The sequence below is a fragment of the Maricaulis maris genome (assembly GCF_003634045.1).
Classification (GTDB): domain Bacteria; phylum Pseudomonadota; class Alphaproteobacteria; order Caulobacterales; family Maricaulaceae; genus Maricaulis; species Maricaulis maris.
The window spans coordinates 113,751-135,811 of record NZ_RBIM01000008.1; the positions used below are offsets into that span (position 1 = coordinate 113,751).

22 protein-coding genes are annotated in these 22,061 nt (G+C 63.9%); 10 read left to right on the top strand and 12 right to left on the bottom strand.

What is annotated here, in order from left to right; genetic code table 11:
- From thrS to C7435_RS15785, 3 genes are read left to right on the top strand one after another with little or no spacing between them, the layout of a single operon-like run.
- Positions 1-1,935, top strand: coding sequence for a threonine--tRNA ligase (gene thrS, locus C7435_RS15775; protein ID WP_121212430.1), 1,935 nt, complete (start codon positions 1-3; stop codon positions 1,933-1,935).
- 15 nt (positions 1,936-1,950) lie between these two features.
- A complete protein-coding gene (locus tag C7435_RS15780; protein WP_121212431.1) occupies positions 1,951-3,174 on the top strand; it encodes an O-antigen ligase family protein in 1,224 nt (407 codons plus the stop codon).
- Between the two features lie 17 nt (positions 3,175-3,191).
- The gene (locus C7435_RS15785; protein ID WP_170150514.1) at positions 3,192-4,175 is read left to right on the top strand and encodes a glycosyltransferase family 2 protein; all 984 of its coding nucleotides are present in this window, start codon (positions 3,192-3,194) and stop codon (positions 4,173-4,175) included.
- Here the strand turns inward: C7435_RS15785 and C7435_RS15790 are convergent.
- Complete coding sequence (locus C7435_RS15790; protein WP_121212433.1) at positions 4,141-5,049, bottom strand: hydroxymethylglutaryl-CoA lyase; 909 nt, start codon at positions 5,047-5,049, stop codon at positions 4,141-4,143. The two genes, C7435_RS15785 and C7435_RS15790, sit on opposite strands and share 35 nt — an antisense overlap.
- The gene (locus C7435_RS15795; RefSeq protein WP_121212434.1) at positions 5,033-6,922 is read right to left on the bottom strand and encodes an ArnT family glycosyltransferase; all 1,890 of its coding nucleotides are present in this window, start codon (positions 6,920-6,922) and stop codon (positions 5,033-5,035) included. The genes C7435_RS15790 and C7435_RS15795 overlap by 17 nt, the downstream gene beginning before the upstream one ends.
- 75 nt (positions 6,923-6,997) lie before the next feature.
- On the opposite strand from C7435_RS15795, the gene C7435_RS15800 reads away from it, so the two are divergent.
- Together C7435_RS15800 and C7435_RS15805 are read left to right on the top strand one after the other, a co-directional pair.
- A complete protein-coding gene (locus C7435_RS15800; protein WP_121212435.1) occupies positions 6,998-7,744 on the top strand; it encodes a glycosyltransferase family 2 protein in 747 nt (248 codons plus the stop codon).
- Positions 7,745-7,893: 149 nt separating this feature from the next.
- The gene (locus C7435_RS15805; protein ID WP_233128344.1) at positions 7,894-8,289 is read left to right on the top strand and encodes a hypothetical protein; all 396 of its coding nucleotides are present in this window, start codon (positions 7,894-7,896) and stop codon (positions 8,287-8,289) included.
- Between the two features lie 79 nt (positions 8,290-8,368).
- Here C7435_RS15805 and C7435_RS15810 read toward each other — a convergent pair whose 3' ends face one another.
- Together C7435_RS15810 and phaR are read right to left on the bottom strand one after the other, a co-directional pair.
- Positions 8,369-8,698 (bottom strand): hypothetical protein, encoded by a 330-nt coding sequence (locus C7435_RS15810; protein ID WP_075191248.1) that lies wholly within the window; start codon positions 8,696-8,698, stop codon positions 8,369-8,371.
- 191 nt (positions 8,699-8,889) lie between these two features.
- On the bottom strand, positions 8,890-9,495 hold the full coding sequence (gene phaR, locus C7435_RS15815; protein ID WP_083635241.1) for a polyhydroxyalkanoate synthesis repressor PhaR: 606 nt from the start codon (positions 9,493-9,495) through the stop codon (positions 8,890-8,892).
- 170 nt (positions 9,496-9,665) lie between these two features.
- Between phaR and phbB the strand changes: the two genes are divergently transcribed.
- Both phbB and C7435_RS15825 read left to right on the top strand, forming a co-directional pair.
- Complete coding sequence (phbB, locus tag C7435_RS15820) at positions 9,666-10,391, top strand: acetoacetyl-CoA reductase (RefSeq protein WP_121212469.1); 726 nt, start codon at positions 9,666-9,668, stop codon at positions 10,389-10,391.
- A 57-nt stretch (positions 10,392-10,448) separates the two neighbouring features.
- Positions 10,449-11,183: a DUF4908 domain-containing protein gene (locus C7435_RS15825; RefSeq protein ID WP_158025641.1), complete on the top strand. Its 735-nt coding sequence runs from the start codon at positions 10,449-10,451 to the stop codon at positions 11,181-11,183.
- On the opposite strand, the gene C7435_RS15830 is transcribed toward C7435_RS15825, so the two are convergent.
- On the bottom strand, positions 11,184-11,621 hold the full coding sequence (locus C7435_RS15830) for a cupin domain-containing protein (RefSeq protein WP_121212437.1): 438 nt from the start codon (positions 11,619-11,621) through the stop codon (positions 11,184-11,186).
- Positions 11,618-12,388, bottom strand: a complete 771-nt coding sequence (gene gloB, locus C7435_RS15835) for a hydroxyacylglutathione hydrolase (RefSeq protein WP_075191252.1) — start codon at positions 12,386-12,388, stop codon at positions 11,618-11,620. The genes C7435_RS15830 and gloB overlap by 4 nt, the downstream gene beginning before the upstream one ends.
- A gap of 96 nt (positions 12,389-12,484) precedes the next feature.
- Here gloB and C7435_RS15840 point away from each other — a divergent pair, with 96 nt between their 5' ends.
- Together C7435_RS15840 and hisC are read left to right on the top strand one after the other, a co-directional pair.
- The gene (locus tag C7435_RS15840; protein ID WP_233128345.1) at positions 12,485-13,243 is read left to right on the top strand and encodes a class I SAM-dependent methyltransferase; all 759 of its coding nucleotides are present in this window, start codon (positions 12,485-12,487) and stop codon (positions 13,241-13,243) included.
- 9 nt (positions 13,244-13,252) lie between these two features.
- Positions 13,253-14,341, top strand: a complete 1,089-nt coding sequence (gene hisC / locus C7435_RS15845; protein ID WP_075191254.1) for a histidinol-phosphate transaminase — start codon at positions 13,253-13,255, stop codon at positions 14,339-14,341.
- Here hisC and C7435_RS15850 read toward each other — a convergent pair.
- The 5 genes from C7435_RS15850 to ftsE form a co-directional block, all read right to left on the bottom strand.
- Entirely contained in the window at positions 14,338-15,348 is a 1,011-nt protein-coding gene (locus C7435_RS15850) for a DUF2125 domain-containing protein (RefSeq protein ID WP_075191255.1), read from the bottom strand. The genes hisC and C7435_RS15850 overlap by 4 nt on opposite strands.
- 2 nt (positions 15,349-15,350) lie before the next feature.
- Positions 15,351-16,085, bottom strand: coding sequence for a lysophospholipid acyltransferase family protein (locus C7435_RS15855; protein ID WP_121212438.1), 735 nt, complete (start codon positions 16,083-16,085; stop codon positions 15,351-15,353).
- The gene (locus C7435_RS15860; protein ID WP_075191257.1) at positions 16,085-16,672 is read right to left on the bottom strand and encodes a YdcF family protein; all 588 of its coding nucleotides are present in this window, start codon (positions 16,670-16,672) and stop codon (positions 16,085-16,087) included. The genes C7435_RS15855 and C7435_RS15860 overlap by 1 nt, the downstream gene beginning before the upstream one ends.
- 96 nt (positions 16,673-16,768) lie before the next feature.
- Positions 16,769-17,674: a cell division protein FtsX gene (locus tag C7435_RS15865; RefSeq protein ID WP_121212439.1), complete on the bottom strand. Its 906-nt coding sequence runs from the start codon at positions 17,672-17,674 to the stop codon at positions 16,769-16,771.
- Entirely contained in the window at positions 17,667-18,488 is an 822-nt protein-coding gene (gene ftsE / locus C7435_RS15870) for a cell division ATP-binding protein FtsE (protein WP_121212440.1), read from the bottom strand. The genes C7435_RS15865 and ftsE overlap by 8 nt, the downstream gene beginning before the upstream one ends.
- 82 nt (positions 18,489-18,570) lie before the next feature.
- Here ftsE and C7435_RS15875 point away from each other — a divergent pair, with 82 nt between their 5' ends.
- Positions 18,571-19,443: an MJ0042-type zinc finger domain-containing protein gene (locus C7435_RS15875; RefSeq protein WP_121212470.1), complete on the top strand. Its 873-nt coding sequence runs from the start codon at positions 18,571-18,573 to the stop codon at positions 19,441-19,443.
- 30 nt (positions 19,444-19,473) lie between these two features.
- Here the strand turns inward: C7435_RS15875 and C7435_RS15880 are convergent, their stop codons facing one another.
- Entirely contained in the window at positions 19,474-22,026 is a 2,553-nt protein-coding gene (locus C7435_RS15880) for a DUF4175 domain-containing protein (protein WP_170150516.1), read from the bottom strand.
- Positions 22,027-22,061: the final 35 nt, after the last annotated feature.

Sequence of the window (22,061 nt, forward strand, 5' to 3'; positions counted from 1 at the left end):
ATGATCAATGTGACGCTTCCCGACGGATCCAAACGCGAATTGCCGGATGGCGCCTCCCCGCTGGACCTCGCCGAGGATATTTCCAAATCCCTCGCCAAGGCGGCCATCATCGCCCAGGTCGACGGTCAGGACTGGGACCTGAAACGCCCGCTCGAGGGCGATGCCCAAGTGGCCATCATCACCCGCAAGGATGACAGGGCGCTCGAGGTGATCCGCCACGACACCGCCCACATTCTCGCGCAAGCGGTGCAGGATCTTTTCCCCGGCACGCAAGTCACGATCGGCCCGGCCATCGAGGATGGCTTCTATTACGACTTTGCCCGCAGCGAACCCTTCACGCCGGAAGATTTCGAGGCGATCGAAAAGCGCATGGGCGAGATCGTCGATGCCGACCTGCCGTTCGAGCGTGAAGTCTGGGACCGCAATGACGCCATCGCGAAATTCGAATCCATGGGTGAGACCTACAAGGCCGAGCTGATCCGCGATCTGCCGGAAGACGAGACGATCACGATCTATCGCCAGGGCGAATGGTTTGATCTCTGCCTCGGGCCGCACCTGCCGTCGACGGGCAAGATCGGCAAGGCGTTCAAGCTGATGAAGGTGGCCGGTGCCTATTGGCGCGGCGATCATCGCAACGCCATGCTGCAGCGCATTTACGGCACGGCCTGGGCCGACGAGAAGCAGCTCAAGGCGCACCTGCATCGCCTCGAAGAGGCCGAAAAGCGCGATCACCGCCGTCTCGGCAAGCAGATGGAACTCTTCCATTTCCAGGAAGAGGCCCAGGGCCAGGTTTTCTGGCATCCCAATGGCTGGCGCCTCTATCGCACGGTGATGAATTATATGCGTCGCCGCCTCGACGCCGCCGGCTATGTCGAGATCCGCACGCCGCAGCTGATGGACCGCAAATTCTGGGAGGCTTCCGGCCACTGGGACAAATATCGCGAGAACATGTTCATCTCCTCGATCGACCAGGAAGAGAAAGTCCTGGCCGTGAAGCCGATGAACTGCCCGTGTCATGTTCAGGTGTTCAACCAGGGCCAGAAATCCTATCGCGACCTGCCGCTGCGCATGGCCGAATTCGGCTCGTGTCACCGCTATGAACCGTCCGGATCGTTGCATGGTCTGATGCGGGTGCGCGGCTTCGTGCAGGACGATGCCCACATCTTCTGCACCAGCGACCAGATCACGGCGGAAGTCAGCGATTTCTGTGAGCTTCTGAAATCCGTCTATGCCGATTTCGGCTTTGAAGAGCCGCGGATCAAATTCTCCGATCGCCCCGAACAGCGGGTTGGTTCGGACGAGGTCTGGGATCAGGCGGAAGCCTCGCTGAAGGCTGCCGCCGAGGCTTCGGGTCTCGACTATGAGTACAATCCCGGCGACGGCGCCTTTTACGGTCCCAAGCTGGACTTTGTGGTCAAGGATGCGATCGGTCGCGAATGGCAGACGGGCACGATCCAGTGCGACTTCAACCTGCCGGAACGGCTCGATGCCAGCTTTATCGGTGATGACAGCGAGAAACATCGCCCGGTCATGCTGCACCGGGCCATTCTGGGCTCGCTGGAGCGTTTCCTGGGTGTGCTGATCGAGAGCTATGCCGGCAAGCTGCCCCTCTGGCTGGCGCCGCGTCAGGTCGTGATCGCGACGATCACCTCGGACGCAGACGCCTACGCCGAAGAGGTCAAGGCGGCGATGGTCAAGGCGGGCATGCACGCCGAAACCGATCTGCGTAATGAAAAGATCAACTACAAGGTCCGCGAACATTCGGTCGGCAAGGTGCCGGTGATCGCCGTTGTTGGCCGCAAGGAAGCCGAAGAGGGCACGCTGGCCCTGCGCTTCCTTGGAGAAGGCGGCAACAAGCAGGAAGTCCTGCCGCTGTCCGACGCCATTGCCCGTTTGAGCGAGGACGCCAAGGCGCCCGACCTCAAGCGCGCCTAGACCGTAGGGAAGGCGATGCAGCGCGGCGACACCCGGGCAGGCTGGGCAGGGCTTCTGGCTTTTGCCTTCGCCTTCCCCTTCGGCGTGGCGGGCAGTCTGATGATTGCTCCCTGGGTGTCGCTGCTCGCGGTCTTCGCCTTTCCGGTTCATGGCCGGTTCTGGCGTCCCGAGCGCCCGCCCTGGGCCTTGTTCGGCGTGGGCGTGTTCCTGGCGTGGGCGTTGGTGAGCTTTTCCTGGTCCCCGCATGATGATGCCCGCCAATTGTGGCGGACCGGTCTGGGCGTGCCGCTCTACATCCTGTTCGCGGTCCGCGTCGGACAATTGGACGGGCCTTGGCGTCGACGGGCCGAGACCGCGCTCCTGTTCGGGGTCATCGCGCTGGGGCTTTTCCTGCTGTCGGAAACCCTGTTTGACGGGGCCGCCACCCGCGGGTTCAAACTTGCCGAGGAAAATGGTGCGGTGCATGGCGAGTTCGGGGTCGAAATCCTGGTGAATCGCAGCCTCGGTCACGCCGCGGTTCCGTTGCTTCTCATGAGCATGCCGGCGGCGCTGATAACCTGGCGGGAAGGCGGGCCGGCCATCGGTGTCGGCATTCTTGTGCTCGCCGCGATTGCCGCCTTCAGCTTCGACACCGAAGTCAACACGGTCGCCTTTGTGTTCGGTCTGGTCGCGGCCGGTCTGACCGCCTTGTGGCCGCGCACCATGCTGGCCTGTTTGTTCGGCTTGCTGGCCGGGGCTGTCATTGTCCTGCCGCTTATCCTGCCCGGATTGATCGATGTGATGCCGGACAGTTGGCGGGCGGCCTTGCCGGCCTCGTTCGAATGGCGCTTGCAGATCTGGAGCTATACCGGTGACCTGATCCGCGAACAGCCCTGGTTCGGCTACGGTCTGGACGCCTCTCGCCCGCTCAATGGCGAGGCTGAAGTCTTTGCCCTCGGCAGTTTGCATAATGTCGAGGCCTTGCCGATGCACCCACACAATGCCACTCTGCATGTCTGGCTCGAGACCGGGGCGGTCGGAGCCGCGCTTTTGGCTGGCGTGCTTGTCGCTTTGGGGGGACGGATCGCCGCTGCGCCGCAGCTGTCACGGTTGCAGGCGATTGCTGTGGCTTGGATTACTGTGGTCTATGTGTCCTTGATCGTTTTCTCCTATGGGGTCTGGCAAGAATGGCACCAAGGGACATTGGCGTTGGCAGCAACGAGCGTGTTCTTTCTCGCGGCGAGACATCGCCCGCGATAGCGGAACCGCGCCTGTCCGTGGTTACGGTCTCCTGGCAGACCGGGCCGCATCTTGTGGAGGCCGTTGAGTCCATACTGGCAGCGCCTGGCGTGGACGAATTCGTGCTCGTCAATCATGGCAATCCACCCGAGCTGATCCAATCATTGCGGGCCATGGCGGCTGACCGGGACGACTTTGTTTTGGTCGAGACCGGCGCCAATTACGGGTTTGCCCGCGGCTGTAATATCGGCGCGCAGCGCGCCAGTGGCGATCTGGTCCTCTTTCTCAATCCCGACGCGGTGCTCGCCAAAGGGGTTGCCAGCCGACTCAAGGCTTCCGCCAAACAGCTCGGCGACACGGTCTGGGTGATTGGCGCGCGGATCGTCAATTCAGACGGCACAGAGCAGCGCGGCGGGCGTCGCGGTGAGTTGACACCGCGCTCGGCGATGGTGACGTTCCTTGGGCTCGATCGTTTGCTGCCATTCGTGAAAAGCCTGCACTTCGAGCATGAAGACCTGCCGACCGAACTCGCGTCCGTGCCGGTTGTGTCGGGCGCAGCGATGATGATGCCGCGTCGGGCTTTCCTGCAGATGGGTGGCTTTGACGAGCGGTATTTCCTGCACGTCGAGGATATCGACATTTGTCGCAAGGTTCGTGAATGCGGCGGGACGGTCTGGTTCGAGCCGCGCGCCTCGATCCTGCATTATGGGGGTACGAGCAAGTCCAGCCCCTATTTCGTTGAGACCCACAAGGCGCTCGGCTTCGTCAAATATTTCTGGAAATACTATCCAGGGGCGCTGGAGCGCCTGTTTACGATGCTGATGATCGTTCCGATTTTTGCGGCGATCTGGGGGCGTGTGACCTTGATACATCTGCGTGGGCGCATTGCCACACTGCTCCGACGCCGACGCGCCGTCGCAAGGCTGCGCCGGATGGAGTCGAAGCGTGGCGGGCGCGATCGAACCGCGCTTCCGGCAGCCGAAGCGGCTAATCCGCCGGTTTCGGAAACCCGCCCGCTCTAGACAGGGCGCTGTCGACCGGGTGTTTCAACCCGTCGCTCTCCAGCCATTTCGCGGTTTCAATCAACTTGTCCAGGTCCAGCCCGGTCTCGAACCCGCCGCGCTCGAGCATGTATACCACGTCCTCGGTCGCCACATTGCCGGTCGCGGCCGGCGCAAACGGGCAGCCGCCAATGCCGCCGACCGAGGCATCGATGACATCAACCCCCGCCTCGACCGCCGCGTAGATATTGGCCATCGCGGTATTGCGCGTGTTGTGGAAGTGCATGCGGATCTTCATGTCACCGCTTTCGGCGCGCACAAGATCCAGCATACGGCGGACCGCCCACGGGTCGGCGACACCGATCGTGTCACCCATGGCAAACTCGGATGCGCCGGCGGCGCGGGCCCGGGCGGCAAGGCGGGCAACGACCTTGGGGTCGACCTCGCCGTCAAAGGGATCACCGAAGGCGACCGACACCGTCACCGAGACCGGTACGCCCTCATCATGGGCGAGAATGGCGATACGGTCGAACAGGTCAGCGGTCTGGTCCGGCGTCGCGTTCTGGTTCTTCAGACCGAAGCCGGGCGAGGCGACCATGACGTAATTGACCTCGTCGCAGCCATTCTCCAGCGCCCGCCGCATGCCGCGTTCATTGAGCGCCAGGCCGATATATTTCACCCCGTCCTGCCGCGGCACGCGCTGCATGACCGCATCGCTGTCGGCCATCGCCGGTACCAGCTTGGGATGGACAAAACTCGCCGCCTCCATGCGCCGCACCCCGGCCGCGATCAGACGCTCGACGAACTCGATCTTGCTGTCCGTCGACATCATCGCCGGATCATTCTGCAACCCGTCGCGCGGTCCGACTTCAACGATCTCAATCTTGCGGGTCATTGGGGGTGTCCTCGTTGGTCAACGGGTTCTGCGGCAGGCTATCAGAGGCACAATACGTAAAGGCAATGGCAAGGACGGTATTGGTGCCGCGCGCATAATTCGTACCGGCTGCAAGTGTCCGGTGACATATCCGCAGGGCCGCGAAGCGCTCCGCCAATGGTTGGATGTCGGACCAGGCAAGCGTGGATGGGTGTGTCAGATAGGACCGCAACTCCGCATCCCGCGACAAGTCCAGCACTACCATCGTCGGTTCATCCCGGCCTTCAGCAAAGGCCAGGACCTCTTCGGTGGTTCCCAGCACCGTGTCTGTACCCAGAGAGAAAGCGAGGCTGGGTTCGGTGAAACTGGAGGCGGTCACGATCTCATCCGGCGACAGGCCGGTGATGGTTTCGGAATAGGCCCGCGCCGCGCGGACCTGATCGGCCAGTCGGACCGCATAGGCCTCCGCAAAACTGCCGCTTCGGGCCGCGATATGCCAGCCGAAGCCGGACAGCACCGCGAAGACAAGGGCCAGAACGCCGGGTCGCAGGCGATCGGATACCAGGGCGGCCACGGCGAGCGCCAGGAAGATGGCGAGACCGGCGAAAACCCGGGCAATGGCGCCCATGTCGTAGCCGAGCTGGAAACCGCCCTCAAAGCCGGCCCCGGCCAGCCGGATCGCATCCCAGTTCGCATTATTGCCATAGGTGATGAAGACATAGGGCAGGAAGATTGCGAACACCCCCGCACCGATAGCAAACAGGGTCCAACTTGCCCAACGTTGCCAGCGAGCGGCCTTGGCCAGCTCGACCAGACCCCAGCCAGCGGCCAGCGCCAGCGCGGGGTAAACCGGCAGCACATAGTGCGGCAGCTTGGTCGGCAGGATTTCGAACAGGAGCCAGGTCGGGATCGCCCAGGCGATCAGGAAACGGGCCGCGCCTGCCATCCGGTCGTCACCACCTAGGAGGGCCGAGACGATCCGCCCGGCGCCGGGAATGAGAAACAGGGTTGCGGGGAAGAAGACCAGGGGAAGAACCAGAAGATGATACCCGGGAAGACCCCCATGTCTTTCGTCGGCTGAAACCAGCTTGGGCACCAGGTCATCGCCCAGCGCGTCGCGCAGGAAACCACCCTCTGTCGCAATCTGGATCGAAATCAGCCAGGGCGTGACGATGAGGATGGCGAGCAGCGGTCCCCACCAGACCAGCACCGGTTTCAGCCAGGCAATCCGCCGTTCCCAGATCACGAGTGCCGCAACGGTCAGTCCCACCACCATCGGCGTAACCGGTCCCTTGATCAGGATACCGGCGCCCAGGCTCGCCCAGAACAGGAGGCCGGTTCGCCAGCCCGGATTTGTCCCGCCGCGGACATTGGCCAGAGCCGCCATGGCCAGGGTGGTACAGCCGACCAGCATCGCATCGGTCTTGGCGATACCGCCCTCGATCCCCAGAAGGACTGTCGTGGCAAACAGGGCCGCACCGGCAAAGGCCGCTTCGCGTCCGACCAGGCGCTGACCGCCCCAGAAACAGGCGAGGGCCGCGAGGATCGCACCGAGCACGGAGGGCAGGCGATAGGCCCAGATCTGGCGGTCATCCGCGTCGGAGACGAGGGCCACGGCGGCGGCCTGCAGCCAATGAATGCCGACCGGCTTCTTGTTGCGCGGCTCGTCGAGATAATTGATCTCGATGAAGTTCCCGCTCTCCAGCATCTGGGCGGTGGCCTGGGCGTAGCGGCTCTCGTCGCGGTCGATCGGCGGCAGGGTGAAAATGCCGGCCATGGCAGACAGGGCAGCGAGCAGGCCGATGATCCACCAGGCGCGGATACCGCGAGCCAGATCGGTCAATGTATTTCCTCCGCTCATCCCGCCATCATGCCGGTCGGCGACGCGGGGCATGAGAAATCCCTCGCGTCTTCACTGAAACCCGGTATGTAACGGGCATCCCGTATTCGCAAGCTCAAGCAGACACCTATGAGCCCTTCCGACCAGACCGTTCCCGAAATCTCCGTTGTTGTCCCGGCCTATAACGAGGCCGGCAATGTCGTGCCGCTGGCCCGCGAAATCGCGGCCGCGCTGGATGGACGGTCCTTCGAAATCCTGTTCGTCGATGATTGTTCGAAGGATGCGACCCGCCAGGAGCTGATCGACGCCAAGGCCGAATTGCCGATGTTGCGCGTGATCGCGCATCGTCACAATGCCGGTCAGTCCCGCTCGGTTCGCACCGGTGTGATGCAGGCGCGTGGCGCCATCATCTGCACGCTCGATGGCGATGGCCAGAACCCGCCTCAGGACCTGCCGACGGTGATAGATGCGCTGACCCGGGATGACGCGCCGGAAAACCTGGCCCTGGTCGGAGGCGACCGCTCGGCCAACCGTCAGGACTCGGCCTGGAAGAAATTCGCCTCGCGCTTCGGCAACGGCCTGCGCAAGGCCATGCTGAATGATAATTGCAATGACACCGGATGCGGCCTCAAGGCCTTCCGGCGCTCGGCCTATCTCGCCCTGCCTTTCTTCGACCATCAGCACCGTTTCCTGCCGGCCTTGATGATCCGTGAGGGTTATGTCTGCGAATTCCGGCCGGTCACCCATCGCCACCGCATGATCGGAACGTCGAAATATACGAATTTTGGTCGTCTTTTCGCCTCACTGACAGACATGATGGGTGTGATGTGGTTAAATTCACGCGCCCGCAATTCGCGCGGCAGTGATGAATTCTGATTATGGTTTGAAAGAAGCGAGTCTTTTGCCCGCTTCACAACCGGGGAGAGTGATGCATGGCCGGAGGCGGGGATAACGGCGTATTGTTAGGTATGACGGCAGCCAACCAGGCCCGACGGGGCGGCAGCCGTGGCAATGGGGGAGGTTCCATGTTCAACGTATTTCCACTTCTGATCATTCCGGTGATCATCTATGCCATCGTCGCCTACACAACGGGCGCCGACATGAGCACACAGGTTTTCTCGGTGCCGATGGTGTCGGGCAGCCTGCCTTTGTCGAAGGGTGATCTTCTGGTCATCCTGGGCATGATCATGCTCTTCATGGAGCTGATCAAAGCTGCCGGATCAGGCACCGCCACGATCATCAATCATGGCCTGTCCATGATGATCTTCGTGATCGCGATGGCGCTCTTCCTGCTGGTCGGTCATTTTTCGACCTCGACCTTCTTCCTGCTCATGCTGATGACGCTGATGGATACCGTTGCCGGTTTCGTCGTCACCATCGTGGCAGCCCGTCGCGACCTCGCGGTTGGCGACGGCGGCTAGAGAAGCACAAAGAGAAGGCTGGCGCCCAGGCTCACATCGAGCCAGAAGCCATAGCGCCGGGCCTTGGCAACAGCGATTGTCATGCGCGCCGCTCCCACATCGGGGGCGGCGCTTTCTTTGCGCTGGCCTGGGCATAGGTGCGGCGGAAACGTTCAATTTCGCTGGCTTCGGCCTTGATGCCGCGACGCGGGGCGTCGCCGATGATCTGGACCATGACTTCCGCCGTGGCAGGACGGGCCCTCACAAAAGAGCGGGCGCTGTCGCGCTCGTTCGATTGCGGGGTCGGGACGGTGACAAGGGCCCGGTCCTGCCGCGGCGGACGATCCTGCGAACCGCGCACACGACTGGCCGGCTCAATACGCCGGCTGGTCGGGGTCGGGACAGAATATGCGCTGCGGATCGTGGTCATGCCCTCTCCATCGCAAGCCGGATGCCAACTCTTAATGAGAAGTTAACCACGATTCTGGCTGCAAATGCGGCATTTGGGGCAGATGCCAAAGCAAAACCGGCCCGCGAGGCGGACCGGTTGGCTCATTTCGGTACGATTTTGTTAACCCTGTGAACGGGTTGTGCCAGTCGCGGCCGACCGGCGCGCGTCAATCACTTCTTGTCGAGCAGCTGGTCCATCTTGGCCCGCAAGCTGTCGAGTTCCTCGCGCAGCGCCGAAAGATCCTCCGGCTTGCTGTCCGGCGAGTCGGTTTCCTTGCTATCGGCGGACGTCGTCGCGCCCGATGCCGCACCGGCCTGGAAAGGCGTGAACATGCGCATGGTCTGGCCGAACAATTCCATGTTGCGGCGTGTCTGCTCCTCAAGCATCGCCATGGTGGCCTGCGGCGAGCTCATGGCTTCGCTCATCTTGTCGCGAAATTCTTCCTGCTGTTGCGAAAAGGAATTCATCGACATCTGGAGATAGCCGGGCACAACGCTCTGCAGGCTGTCGCCATAGAAGCCGATCAGCTGACGCAGAAAATCCACCGGCAGGAGATTGGCGCCGCGGGATTCCTCTTCAAAGATGATCTGGGCCAGCACGCCGCGGGTCAGATCGTCACCACTCTTGGCGTCAACGACCTGGAAATCGGTGCCTTTCTTCACGAGGTCGCGAAGGTAGTCCAGTGTCACATACTGGCTGGTCGAGGTGTCGTAGAGGCGGCGGTTCGCGTATTTCTTGATCACGATGCCGGCGCCCTTGCCGTTCGATTTGGTCACCAGATACTCCCCTGTTCGCGCCATGAAAAAGTGTCGGGATTGTTTTTCGTTCGACTTGGGCGCGTTGTAGTTTCATGTAAGGGTTTACGCGCTCAAGGCGGTGTGCTGCAAGCGCGAACGCAATCGGCGGCAAAGCCGATGCGTAACGGACAGGTCCGGGGGGAATGATCATGACACGTACGGCGTTGGTCACAGGCGGAACGCGCGGCATCGGTGCCGCCATCAGTACAGCCCTCAAATCGGCTGGCCATACAGTGGTCGCCAATTATGCCGGCAATGAGGAAAAGGCACGGGCCTTCGCCGATGAAACCGGCATCAAGGTCGTGAAGTTCGACGTCGGTGATTTTGACAGTTCCGTCGCCGGCTTGGCGGAAGTGGAAGCCCTCGCCGGCGCCCCGGTCGACATTCTGGTCAACAATGCGGGCATCACCCGTGACACCATGTTCCATAAAATGAGCAAGGCGCAGTGGGATGAGGTGATCAATGTCGATCTCAGCTCCATGTTCAATGTCACGCGCCCGCTGATCGACGGGCTGCGCGAGCGCGGTTGGGGGCGGGTGATCAACATCTCCTCGATCAATGGCCAGAAGGGGCAGATGGGACAGGTCAATTATTCGGCGGCCAAGGCCGGCGTGATCGGTTTCACCAAGGCCCTGGCCCAGGAAACCGCTCGCAAGGGCATCACCGTCAACTGCATCACACCGGGCTATATCAATACCGAGATGGTCGCTGCGGTGCCGGAAAAAGTACTGGAAAGCATCATCGCCGGCATTCCGGTCGGGCGGCTTGGTGAGGCGGGCGAGATCGGGGCGCTGTGTGTCTATCTGGCCAGCGAGGAGGCGGGTTTCGTGACCGGTTCGACGCTGACGATCAATGGTGGCCAGTATCTCGCCTGACATGAAATTCAGCTCTGCCCCAAATTTGCCGTCTTGGCGGTCATGATGCGTGTCGGGATGACGCGTTGGATTTTGGCCATACTTGTCGCCGCACTCGCTGCGGGCGCTGCAACAGGGATGCAAAACCCCCTGCGCGACCGGCTGTTGCGCAATGAGCGGACGCAGCAAGTATCGGGCTGGTTCCAGCGCGCCGACACCGGCGAATTCTTCCTGTTCGACCGCTCCGGCGATGCTGCCCTGCTGCGTGAACGCGATGCGCCCGACAGTGAGGTTTTGGTCCTCTATCCGGACCGGGCACCGGGTGGCGGTACGGCCTTCATCACCGATACCGGCCGCGAGGTCATCCGGCTCACCGGCCTGGGTGGCGCGACCTATTTTCCCAGTGCCGCACCGGATGGTGTGATCGCGGATTTCGCCAGTCCGGCCGGTTCGCTGGCACCGGCGCCACGGTCTCCGGAAGAAGTCCGCGCCAGGGCCGAGCAGCTGGCGAGCCAGATGGCGACCTCACTCGACCGGTCGATCTCGGTTGAATATGCGCCGGCCCCGCGAGCCGGTCTGGGTGTGCAATACGATACGCTGCATATTATCGGCCTGGCCTTTGACAGCGTGCGTGGCGAGCGTCGGCGTTTGCGCGGCGTCGAACATGTCCGTGTCGCGCTGGGTGACGCGCCCGCCGCCTATCGCCAGGAAGCGACGCTCGTCGTCGTGATCGCGCCTGGCCTCGGCTATGCCGGAAGGCCGTCCTCTGCATTCATTGGCCAGGTCCTGCTCAGCGATCCAAGCGCGACCTGATCACGCCGCACCCGGTGACCAGCCCGGCGGGGCCAGCTCAAATCCCTCAAAACGAAAGCCCGGCGCAACCGTGCAGCCGACCAGCGTCCAGTCGCCGGTCGAACGCGCGCTTTGCCACACACCTTCCGGAACGACACCCTGCGGCCGTTCGCCATCGTCCAGCCTCGCGCCCAGGCGCAATGTCTCGACCTTGATCCCGTCGGGGCTGAGGCCCAGTTCCAGGGCGGCACCGGCATGCCAGTGCCAGATCTCCACAGCGTCGACGCGATGCCAGTGCGAGCGTTCACCGGCGGCCAGCAGATAATAGATCGCCGTCGAGCGATCGCGGCCCCCGTCCGGGTCTGCGTCGCGCAGGGTCTCGGCATACCAGCCGCCCTCGGGATGCGGTTGCAGGCCGAGCGTCTCGATGATTCGGCGGGCGTCTTCAGGCAGGCTCAAAACATATCCTTTCGGCGGCGGATTTCGGCGAAGACATCGACATCGTCCGCTGTAGCCATGTCCAGGCGGGCGCGGATCGCCGGATCATCGGGGCGTAAAAAGGGATTGGCCGCTTTCTCGGCGCCGATCGTTGTCGGGACGGTCGGTTCGCCGCGCGCTCGCTCGCCCTCAACCATGGCGGCGTAGACCTGCAGGTCGCGATTGTCAGGGTCAATGCTCAGCGCAAAGCGGGCATTGGCTTCAGTGTATTCATGGGCGCAGTAAACGCGCGTCTCGTCAGGCAGGGCGGCGAGGCGGGACAGGGAATACCACATGTCGGCCGGTGTGCCTTCGAACAGTCGGCCACAACCGAGTGCAAACAGGGTGTCGCCGACAAAGGCGATCCCGTCCATTGGCAGATGATAACAGACATGCCCCATTGTGTGGCCTGGCGTGTAGATCACCTTCGCCTTGTGGCGACCCAGGCTGATGACATCGCCATTCTCAACCTCAACGGAAATTCCCGGGATGCGATGGGTGTCATAGCGCGGCCCGACGATTTTGGCCCCGGTCAGGGCCTGTATGGTCTCATTGCCGCCAGCATGGTCGAAATGGTGATGCGTGTTCCAGATCTGCGTGATCGTCCAGCCCGCCGCCTCAGCCTGGGCCAGGATGACATCAGCGTCCGGCGTGTCGATCGTGGCGGTTTCACCGCTGTCCGGGTCATGGATCAGGAAGCCGTAGTTGTCGGAAAGACAGGGAAACTGCCGGATGAGGAGTTCGCTCATTGTCCAAATGTCCGCTTGCGTTAGGCTGGTACCGCTGGGCCGTGGTCGGCCGGTCTGTGAGCCAGAGAACTTAGGCATCGCGCAGGAGTGTGGCCAGTGCGCCGTGACGTCCTTGAACTTGATCGTTTCTATCGCAGCCGCCAGGGCCGGACAGCGCATCGCATGATCGCGCGCCGGCTGGAGCCGATCTGGCCGGATGTCCGGGACATGGATGTGCTCGGCATCGGCTTTGCCAACCCCTATCTCGATATCTGGCAGGGACAGGCGCGGCGCTGCGTATCGCTGATGCCGGCGGCCCAAGGCGCCATTGTGCCGGGGCCAGACGGCGTGCCAACAGCGCTCGGCGATGAAACACACCTGCCCTTCCAGGAAGCCCTGTTCGACCGGGTGCTGCTGGTTCATGCGCTGGAGGAGACGGACTCGCTGCCCGCTTTGCTGCGCGAGGTCTGGCGGGTGATGGCGCCGGAAGGGCGGTTGATGATCGTCTCGCCGTCGCGCGCCGGCATCTGGGCCTGGCTCGACTCCACCCCGTTCGGGCATGGCCGCCCGTTTTCGCGCAGCCAGCTGACCCGATTGCTCGACGATGCCCTGCTCGTACCGACTGCTTGGTCGCGCGCCCTGTACGCCCCGCCCTGGGGTTGGAGCTCGCATCGCCGCATCGCCAATCTGTGGGAAGAGGTCGGCGAATATGCCTGGCCGGCGCTGGGCGGCCTGATCATGGTCGAGGCCGTCAAGCACAATGCTGGCGTCCTGCCCGGCCTGCGTACTGCGCGTGTCAGCAGGCGGGTACTTGAAGGGCAGAGCCAGCCCGCGTTATCTCCCCGGCGAGTGCCCACTCCGGCGCACCGGGACTGAGGAGTCATCATGTCTATTGAACCACGCGCCGGCATTCTGGACATCCGCCCCTACAAGCCGGGGTCTTCGGAAGCGCCCGGCATCGCCAATCCGGTCAAACTGTCCTCGAACGAGAACGCGCTCGGATGTTCGGCCAAGGCGGCCGAGGCGATGACGGCGATGGCGTCGAAACTCCATCTCTATCCCGATGGCGGCGCCACCAAGCTGCGTCAGGCCATCGCGGACGCCGAAGGGTTGGAAGCAGAAAATATTGTCTGCGGCACCGGGTCTGATGAACTCCTGCAGCTGCTCGGTAGGGCCTATCTCAATCCAGGCGACAAGGTCGTCCAGTCGCAATACGGTTTCCTCGTTTACCGGCTGGTGGCGATGCAGTGCGGGGCGCAGCTGGTCTCGGCACCCGAGCGGGATTATCGCAGCGATGTCGATGCCATTCTGGAAGCGGCTGGTGACGACACCAAGATCGTCTTCCTGGCCAATCCCAACAATCCGACGGGCACTTACATTCCTGACGCGGAAGTCCGGCGCCTGCGTGACGGTCTGCCGTCGTCGACGCTGTTGGTGCTGGACGCCGCCTATGCCGAGTTCGTGCGTCTTCCTGATTATGAGGCCGGTATTGAACTGGCGCGTGAGCGTGATGATGTCATCGTCACCCGTACCTTTTCGAAGATCCACGGACTGGCCGCGCTGCGTCTGGGCTGGGCCTATGGCAACAAGGCGATCATCGACGTGCTGCACCGGGTTCGCGGCCCGTTCAATGTCAATATGGCGGCGATCGAGGCCGGCACGGCGGCGATCGGCGACCACGAGTTCCAGACCCGATCGGCGGATCATAATGACGAGTGGGTGGCCTATTTGCGCCAGCAGATCGGTGGCCTCGGCCTCGAAGTGACACCGAGTGTGTGCAATTTCGTGCTGATCCATTTCCCGGAAACGCCGGGTCGGACTGCGGCGGAAGCAGATGCTTATCTGACCTCCAAAGGCCTGATCATCCGCGGTGTGGAGCCTTACGGCCTGCCCAACGCCCTGCGTGCGACGGTCGGGACCGAGGCCGAGAACCGCCGTCTGGTCGAGGCCCTGACGGACTTCATGAAAGCCTAATTGCCAAGGCCGCCCAAGCGGGCCGGTCCGAGATAGACGCCGCCATCGCGGATCCGGAAGGGCAGGGAGACCCCCTCCGGGCCGCGCGGTGCCATCATGGCGGCCACTCGCAGTGCTTCGCGGTTCTGTTCCGGAATCAGCCGCGCCTCCACCAGCGCTTCGGCGAGTGTGTCGGGATCGGTCACGCGCAGGGACAATCGGCCGTCGGGCCGGGCCATGCGGTCGAGGGTGAACTCGCCGACTGCCGTCAAATCTGCCGGACCCCATTGCAGCGCCGCATCGGTGATGTCGAGTTGGCCACCGGCCTGGCTCCAGGCCACCGCGTCGGCATTGCGGGCGAGTGACGCCCATTCGGTGACCGAAAATTCCATCCGCGCCATGCCGAGTGTTTCACCGAAGGCGCGCTCGACATCGCGGCTGAGCACGCCGGGCGCGGCCACCACATTCTCCGCCATCGCCCGGACATGCAGCGTGTTGTCGGCCTCGACAATGCCATTGAGATAGAGCGCGCCGATCGCCTGCACGTCCGGGGCATCGCCGGCGCGGGTCAGGATCGTGAAGTCGATCAACTCGGCGCCGACCCGCTCGGTCTCGCCAGCCTCGTTATAGACCAGGCTGATCCGGGCATCACTGGCACCCAGTTCGAGCTCGCTGCCCGGACCGTTGAGATTATTGAGATAGGCCGGGCCGCCGAAACGGACGATCCAGTGCGACAGGTCATGGGGGACGGCATGGGCCTGCAGGCTCGCCAGCTCGGCATGCCAGCCACCATCACTCGCCGGTGCGGTGATGCGCGGTGCACGGAAAGTCACCTGGAAGCGGTAGGGATAGCCCGAAACCGTCAACGCTTCGCGTTCGATCTCATAGCCGGCGGCTTCCTGCTCGGTGACCCAGCGCTCGACGGCGGCGCGGATCTGGGTGCTGGCATAGACCCAATAGGCCGAATACAGCAGGAAAACGAAGATGATCGCGCCGAACGGCAGGATGAAACGCAGGCGTCCGGTCATGATCAAATCTCTTTTGTTGCGAGTTCCGGGTCCGCAGCGAGGAGCGCGTCGGTGGCCTGGTTGATACGGGTGTGCAACTCGTTCATGAAACTCGCCTTGTCCAGTCCCGGCGCGATCGGTTCCAGGAACTCGACCACGATGAGACCGGGCTTGCGCAGGCCGCAATAGGTTTCCAGATGAACGCCGGAATTGAGTGCGACCGGGATGCAGGGCTTGTTCATTGACTTGTAGAGGCCGGCAATGCCCGGCTTGAACTCGGGCGCCTCGCCCGGGCGCACTCGGGTGCCTTCGGGAAAGATCAGGACCTGGCGATTCTCCGAGCCGCGCTTTGCGGCGTCACGAAGCATGCCTTTAAGGGCCTTGCCACCGCCATCCCGGTCGATCGAGATATTGCCGAGCTTGACCGCGAACCAGCCGAAGAAGGGCATGTAGACCAGTGATTTTTTCAGGATGATCGCCGGGTCGGGCAGGATTTCCCAGAAGGCCAGCGTCTCCCACATGCTCATATGCTTGGAGGCGACCAAGGCGCCGCCATCGGTCAGGTGTTGCCGGCCACGTACCTCGAACCGGACGCCCAGGATCCAGCGCATCCCGAACCAGACCACTTTGAGATAGGCGCGCAGGATTTTTCGCGCCCAATGGCGCGGTCCGAGCAGGAGCGGGGTCCCGATCAGTCCGAACACTGCCATCAGGCCATACATCCAGATGTAGAAAACCAGGGATCTCAACAAGCGCATCAGGCGTCTTCCACAGTCGGGGTCAGCGAATGGCGCAGCTGCACCGTCGTGTATTTGGCATATTCCTGGAGCCAGAGGCGCAGCCCGCGAACGTCTTGCCACGGTGCTGGCGTGCGGACCGGGTAGGGGATGAGGTCGACGCCGGGCATATTGCTGCGGAACTCCAGAAGGCTGCGCGGCAGATGATAGTCTGACGTCACGATGATCAAGCGATCATAACCGTTGGCCCGCACATAGGCGGCCGCTTCGCGGGCATTGCCGACCGTGTCGGTCGCCTCGCGGCCCAGCGTCACGCAGCACGCGAATGCCGTGTCATCAAGGCCGGTATGGCGGCGGATATCGGCGGTGGTCGCAGATGGATTGACGCCGGAGATCATCAACTGTCCGGCGCGCCCGTCCTGCAATAACTGACCGCCAGCCGCCAAGCGGCCGGCGTCTCCCGTCAGGACGATGATGGCATCGACCGAAACATTATCGTCCGGAGCCTCATAGCCGGCCACCTTGCCGGCATAGTCGGCAAAGCCGATCGCGCTGACCAGCACGATCACAAAGCACAGGCCGCGCAGCCAGAACCAGCTCCGCTTCATACTGTCCTCCCGGAATTCCGGTCCGGCGCCAGGCCGGATGTGTGAACCCTCACCAAGGTCGAGCCTCATGTCTGAAACGGGCAGATTTATGGTCGTTCACCAGCGCCCCCGCAAATCGGACGCCACGGCCAGTCGTGCCGACACTGCAGCGGTCAGGCCGGCCAGGATTGGAGCGGCGGCAAGCAGGACAAATTCGAACGGATCAGACGCCCATTGCGGCAGGAAAAACGCCATGTCGGCCGGGGCATCCCCGAGGCTGACGAGCAGGGAGACGAGGCCGGCGAAGACCGCGCCCGCGACCCCGGCCTTGAGTCCCAGCATGAAAAAGCGGCGTTGGAAAAGGCCGGCAATAAACCGGTCCTCGGCGCCACACAGGTGCAGGGCATCAATGACGTCGAGCCGTGCGGCAAGGCTGGCACGGGCCGCGAATGCGATTACCGCGGCGGCGGCACCGGCCAGCAGTGCCAGCAATCCCAGCCCGAGCGCCTGGGCTGATCCTGCGGCGCGGCGGACGGCATCGGACCAGCGGCCATGATCGTCAATCCGTGCCATCATGCCTTCCGCATCGAGCTGCGCCTGCAGGGCGGCGGTGTCGATTTGCACGCCGGAGCGGGTTCGCACATCGACCAGCAGGGGCAGGGGCAGGTCGTCGGGCAGATTGCCTTCGCCAAGCCAGGGGGTGAGCAGGGCCAGCGCGTGATCGCGGCCGCGCGATGTCGCGCGCTCGACGCCGGGCAAGGCCGCGGCCAGTTCGGCAGCCCGTCCGGCATCGGCTTCGGCGTCGCGGCCTTCGACGGGACGGATCTGGATGGTCAGCGAGGTCTCGAGATCTGTCGTCCAGCGCTGCGCCTGGAGCCAGGCACCACGCGCCCCCAGGGCGGCGATACAGGCCAGGAAGACGAGGATAGCGGCGACCACGAAGAGCGGCCGGTCGCGACCGGCATCCGGGGGCAGCAGGCGACCATTGCCGCCGGCTGGTGGTTTGGGGATGGCGCTACTCATCGACGTCCCCGTCGTCCGCGATGTCTGTCTCGTGTGGCTCGACACTGCTGCGCGGGGCTGCAGCGGCCGGCGCCGCGGCGATGCGATCAGCTTCGGCTTCCGCCTCGGCGGCCTCCTGCATGCGCAAGCGTTCGCTGCGCGGCGGGCGGATGTGCAGATGGCCGTTCGACAGCGTCATCACCGGTGCATCGAGCATGCGCACCAGCTGCAGGTCGTGGGTGGCGATGATGATGGTGGTGCCCAGCTTGTTGAGCTCTGCAAACAGGCGCAGCAGGCGCATGCCCATTTCCGGATCGACATTGCCGGTCGGTTCGTCGGCGATCAGGACTTCGGGCTGGCCAACGACGGCGCGGGCAATGGCGACGCGTTGCTGTTCGCCGCCGGACAGGGTGGCCGGCAGGGCATTCATCTTGTCACCCAGGCCGACCCAGGTCAGCAATTCGGCCACGTCCTCGGCATAGTCCTGACGTTTGCGACCTGCGACCCGTAGCGGCAGGGCGACATTGTCGAACACATTCATGTGGCCGAGCAGGCGAAATTCCTGGAACACCACCCCGACCCGCCGTCGCAGGTCCGGAAGCTCATTGCGCGGCAAAGTCGCGGCATCACGGCCGAAATAGCTGATCAGCCCGCGCGAGGGCTTGGCGGCGAGGTATATCAGCCGCAAGAGCGAGGTTTTGCCGGCTCCGGACGGTCCGGTGAGGAATTGGAAAGAACCGCGTGGTAAATCAAAAGACAAATCGCGCAGAATCTCCGGTCCCCGGCCATATCGCATGCCGACATTGTCGAAGCGGATCACCGGCTCCGGGTCCATGTGCGGCGACTGGGATGAACTCGGGCTGATGGAAATCCTCCATACGTTCGGGAGAGCCGAAGAAGATGTGTAGACGACTCATATGAGCATAGTACTCAGCTGTCCGTCATGTACCACGCGTTACCGTGCCAATCCCAATGCGATTGGCACGAATGGCCGTCGTGTACGCTGTGCCTCGTGCGGTCATGTCTGGACGGCCGAGATGGAAGATCCCAGCGATCTGCCCAGCCTGCAACCGGCCCCGCCCGTGAAACCGGACGCCCCGGACGAGGATGCCGGGGGCGAGAAAAAGGTCCACACAGCCTTCCGCGAACGCCAGGAAAAGAAACGCCGCACCCTGTCGGCCGCCGCCGCCGGTGGCGCCTGGGGTGGTTTGTTGGCGGCCTGTACCGTCCTGTTCGTGTGTGCCTGGATCTTCCGCGTCGATGTCGTGACGCTTTGGCCGCGGGCCAGCTCGGCCTATGCCGCAGTCGGCGCGACGGTCAATCCCTGGGGCTATGATGTCGGCGAGCTGGACGTGACCCGTGAGGTCGATCACGGCGTGCCGCTGCTCGTGATTGAAGGTGATATCCACAATTTTGACCGCCGCGCCCGCGCCATTCCCGGCCTGCGGGCCATTCTGCGCGATGAACATGGCGAAGCGGTGCTGGAGTGGACAATCTCGATGCCGGCCGGCCGCCTTGGCGCAGGCCGTCGCCAGGATTTCCGCACCGTGGTCTCCGATCCGCCACCGGACGCGGTCGAGGTCGAGGTCGTCCTGATGGAAACACCGGCGCATGGCAATGCTGATAGCGGCCATCAAGACGCCGGGGCCTCAGATGGTGCAGCCGCTGACGACGTCCACACATCGGAACTGGACACAGCCGCCGTGACGGATCACGCACCGGCGCCCGAACATGGCCCTCCGGCGGATCAGCACGCCTCAGCCGAACCGGTCGAGACCGGCCAGTACTGAACCTCACATCCATCTGATTTCGGTCGGGTATCAGAACCGGTCGAGCAGGCGTTCGATATAGTCGAGCTCTTCCTGTGGCCGGCCGGCTTCGGCGGCGCGGCGGCGCAGTTCTTCAAGGATATCACGGGCGCGGGCGCGGCTCATTTCGTCGGGTACTTCGACGCCGGCGCCATCAGCAAAGGCGCCTTCGGCCGGACGTCCGAGCGGGTCACGATTGTCCTCGCCTTCGCCCATCTGGCTGCCGTTTTCCTGCATCCGCTCCAGGAGATCGCGGGCCAATTGCTCGGCGCCTGAGCGCAGATCGGCAAGCGCTTCTTCCTGCGCCGCGAGTGCGCCTTCGGTGTCGCCATTGCGCAGCGCCTCTTCGGCTTGGCGCATGGCTTCGCCGGCCCCGCCGAGCGCCTCTTCACCCTGACCGGGCAGGGCATCGGCGGATTCGGAGAAGCGCTGGGCCAGCTGCCCCTGGGCATCGGCGAGCGCTTGCGCGCTCTGGCCGCCGCCGCTCTGGTTTTCCGCCAGTGTCTGCGGCCCGTCGCCGGATTGCTGGCCTTGCTGTTGCTGGCCGGAGGAATTACCCGATTGTGGCTGGCCGGTGCCGCCTTCTTCCTGTGACAGGCCGAAAGTCTGGTCCTGCAGATTGCGCTGCTCGCCGATCACCTCGCCCAATTCTTCCAGGGCGCGGGCGATGGCTTCGGAAATCGGATCGCTCTGCTGGCCTTCGCCCTGACCCTGGCCGAGTTGCATCTGCATGTTGCGCAGCATTTCCGACAGCGCGGCGAGCGCTTGACGGGCATCAGCGGTGTTGCCCAACTCGGCGGCATCGCGCAGCGCGTCGAGCATTTCCTGCAGGCCCTCCGAGTTGAGGTTGGAGCCTTGTCCGCCCTCGGCGAAATTGCCTTCTTCGGCGGCTTCGCGTGCCATTGCGGCCATGTAGTTCTGCATGGCTTCCTGGTAGGCCTCGAACAGGGCCGCGAGCTCGGTCTCGTCGGCACCGCGGGCCAGGGCTTCCATCAGCGCCCGCTCGGCTGCCCGCAGCGCCGCCTCGGCATCGGCCAGCGAGCCGAGTTCGGCCCGCAGGGCGATCAGCCAGAGATCGCCTTCCAGATCACCCAGCGCCGCCTGGTCGCGCTGGCGGCGCAGCCGGTGCAGCGTCTCGCGCAGGCCGAGATAGACGATCGGATCGTCAAAGAAATATTCCGGTGCATCCGAGATCGCCGCCAATCCGCGGGCCACTTGCTGCAGACCTTCCGGTGCGCGCTCGATCCGGCGGGCCGGGTTTTCGGTGAAATAGGCGGGGCCGGCGGGGATGTCTTCGGCGAACAGCGGCGCCGGTTCGTCCAGTGGCGCGTAGGCGGCGTCGGACGCCATGACATTGCGGCGCTGTTCGGCGACGGCCCGGGCCAGGGCGTCGAGGAAAACGCGGGCCGGCAGGGTGATGCCGAGTTCCGGCGAGCGCCCGATATTGCCGGCGGCATCGGTGGCGACCATGCGGATCTCGACCCGGCTGCCGGCGAGCGGATGGCGGGCCGTCTCCAAGAGGGTCGACATCGCGTTGTTGTCGCCGGTCGGCGTGACGGCTGTCGTCTCGATCTCGAGCGTCTGCCAATCGCCGCGTGACTCTTCCTCGCGCAGCTCCAGCGCATAGCCGGTGGCGCCATAATCATCGGTCACCGTGAAATCGAGATCGAGTTCGCCGGCGGCGGTCGAGTCCGGCACAGCGGTCAGCCGGACGCGGGGCGGTGTGTCGGGGGTCACCGTGATTGACCAGGTTTCGCGGGTGCCCGGCGCGGCAAGGCGCAGGCTGGCATCAAGATCGACCGGTTGCCTGATTTCCCAGACACTGTCGCCGATCTCATTGCCGTCGGTGCGTTGGCGGCCGTCGGCGTCGCGGAGTGTGAGGCGGGGCTGACGACGCGAGCCGGCAATGCGGGCGACGAAGGTCGAACCTGCGGGCACGACCGCCTCGCGACTGTCGGCAGCGAGGAAGATCGGGGCGCGGCCGGTATAGGCGGGCGGATCAATCCAGGCATCAATCGACAGCGTGTCGCCCCCGGCGATGATGGGTGTCAGCGAGACAGCCTCGCCAACCCGGTCGCGGGCGGCAGGGCCGGCGACCAGCCAGCCGACGGCGAGGCCCAGCGCCAGCATGCCGCGCACGGCGAAACCATCATGGCGGGCCCAGGCCGCGTGCGGGCGCCGTGCCCGGGCCGATTTGAGCCGTACGGCCATGCGGCGCTGGTGTTCGTGCCAGACCCGCTGGGCGACCGGGTCGGCGTCGCTCGGCTTGTCGGTCAGGGCTTCATGGGGGCGGGCGGGAATATCCGAGTCAGTTTCGACGCGCCGCGCCATGTCGTCGGCATCAGGCCAGACAAAGGCGCGCAGACCGGGGCGTGTCAGCCAGACGGCGAGCGCGAAACTGGCAATGGCATAGATGGCGCGCCACGGATCGCCGAGCATGTCCCAGCTGCCGAGCAGCGACAGGATGAGATAGCCCGTGATCCAGGCCAGGGCCGGCCAGATGACCGGAACAGACCGCTCCCAGACGAGCGAAAACCAGGCAAGGATCAAGGATGTGCGACGCATGGCGGAAAATCTATCACGCCGAACCGGAATAACGA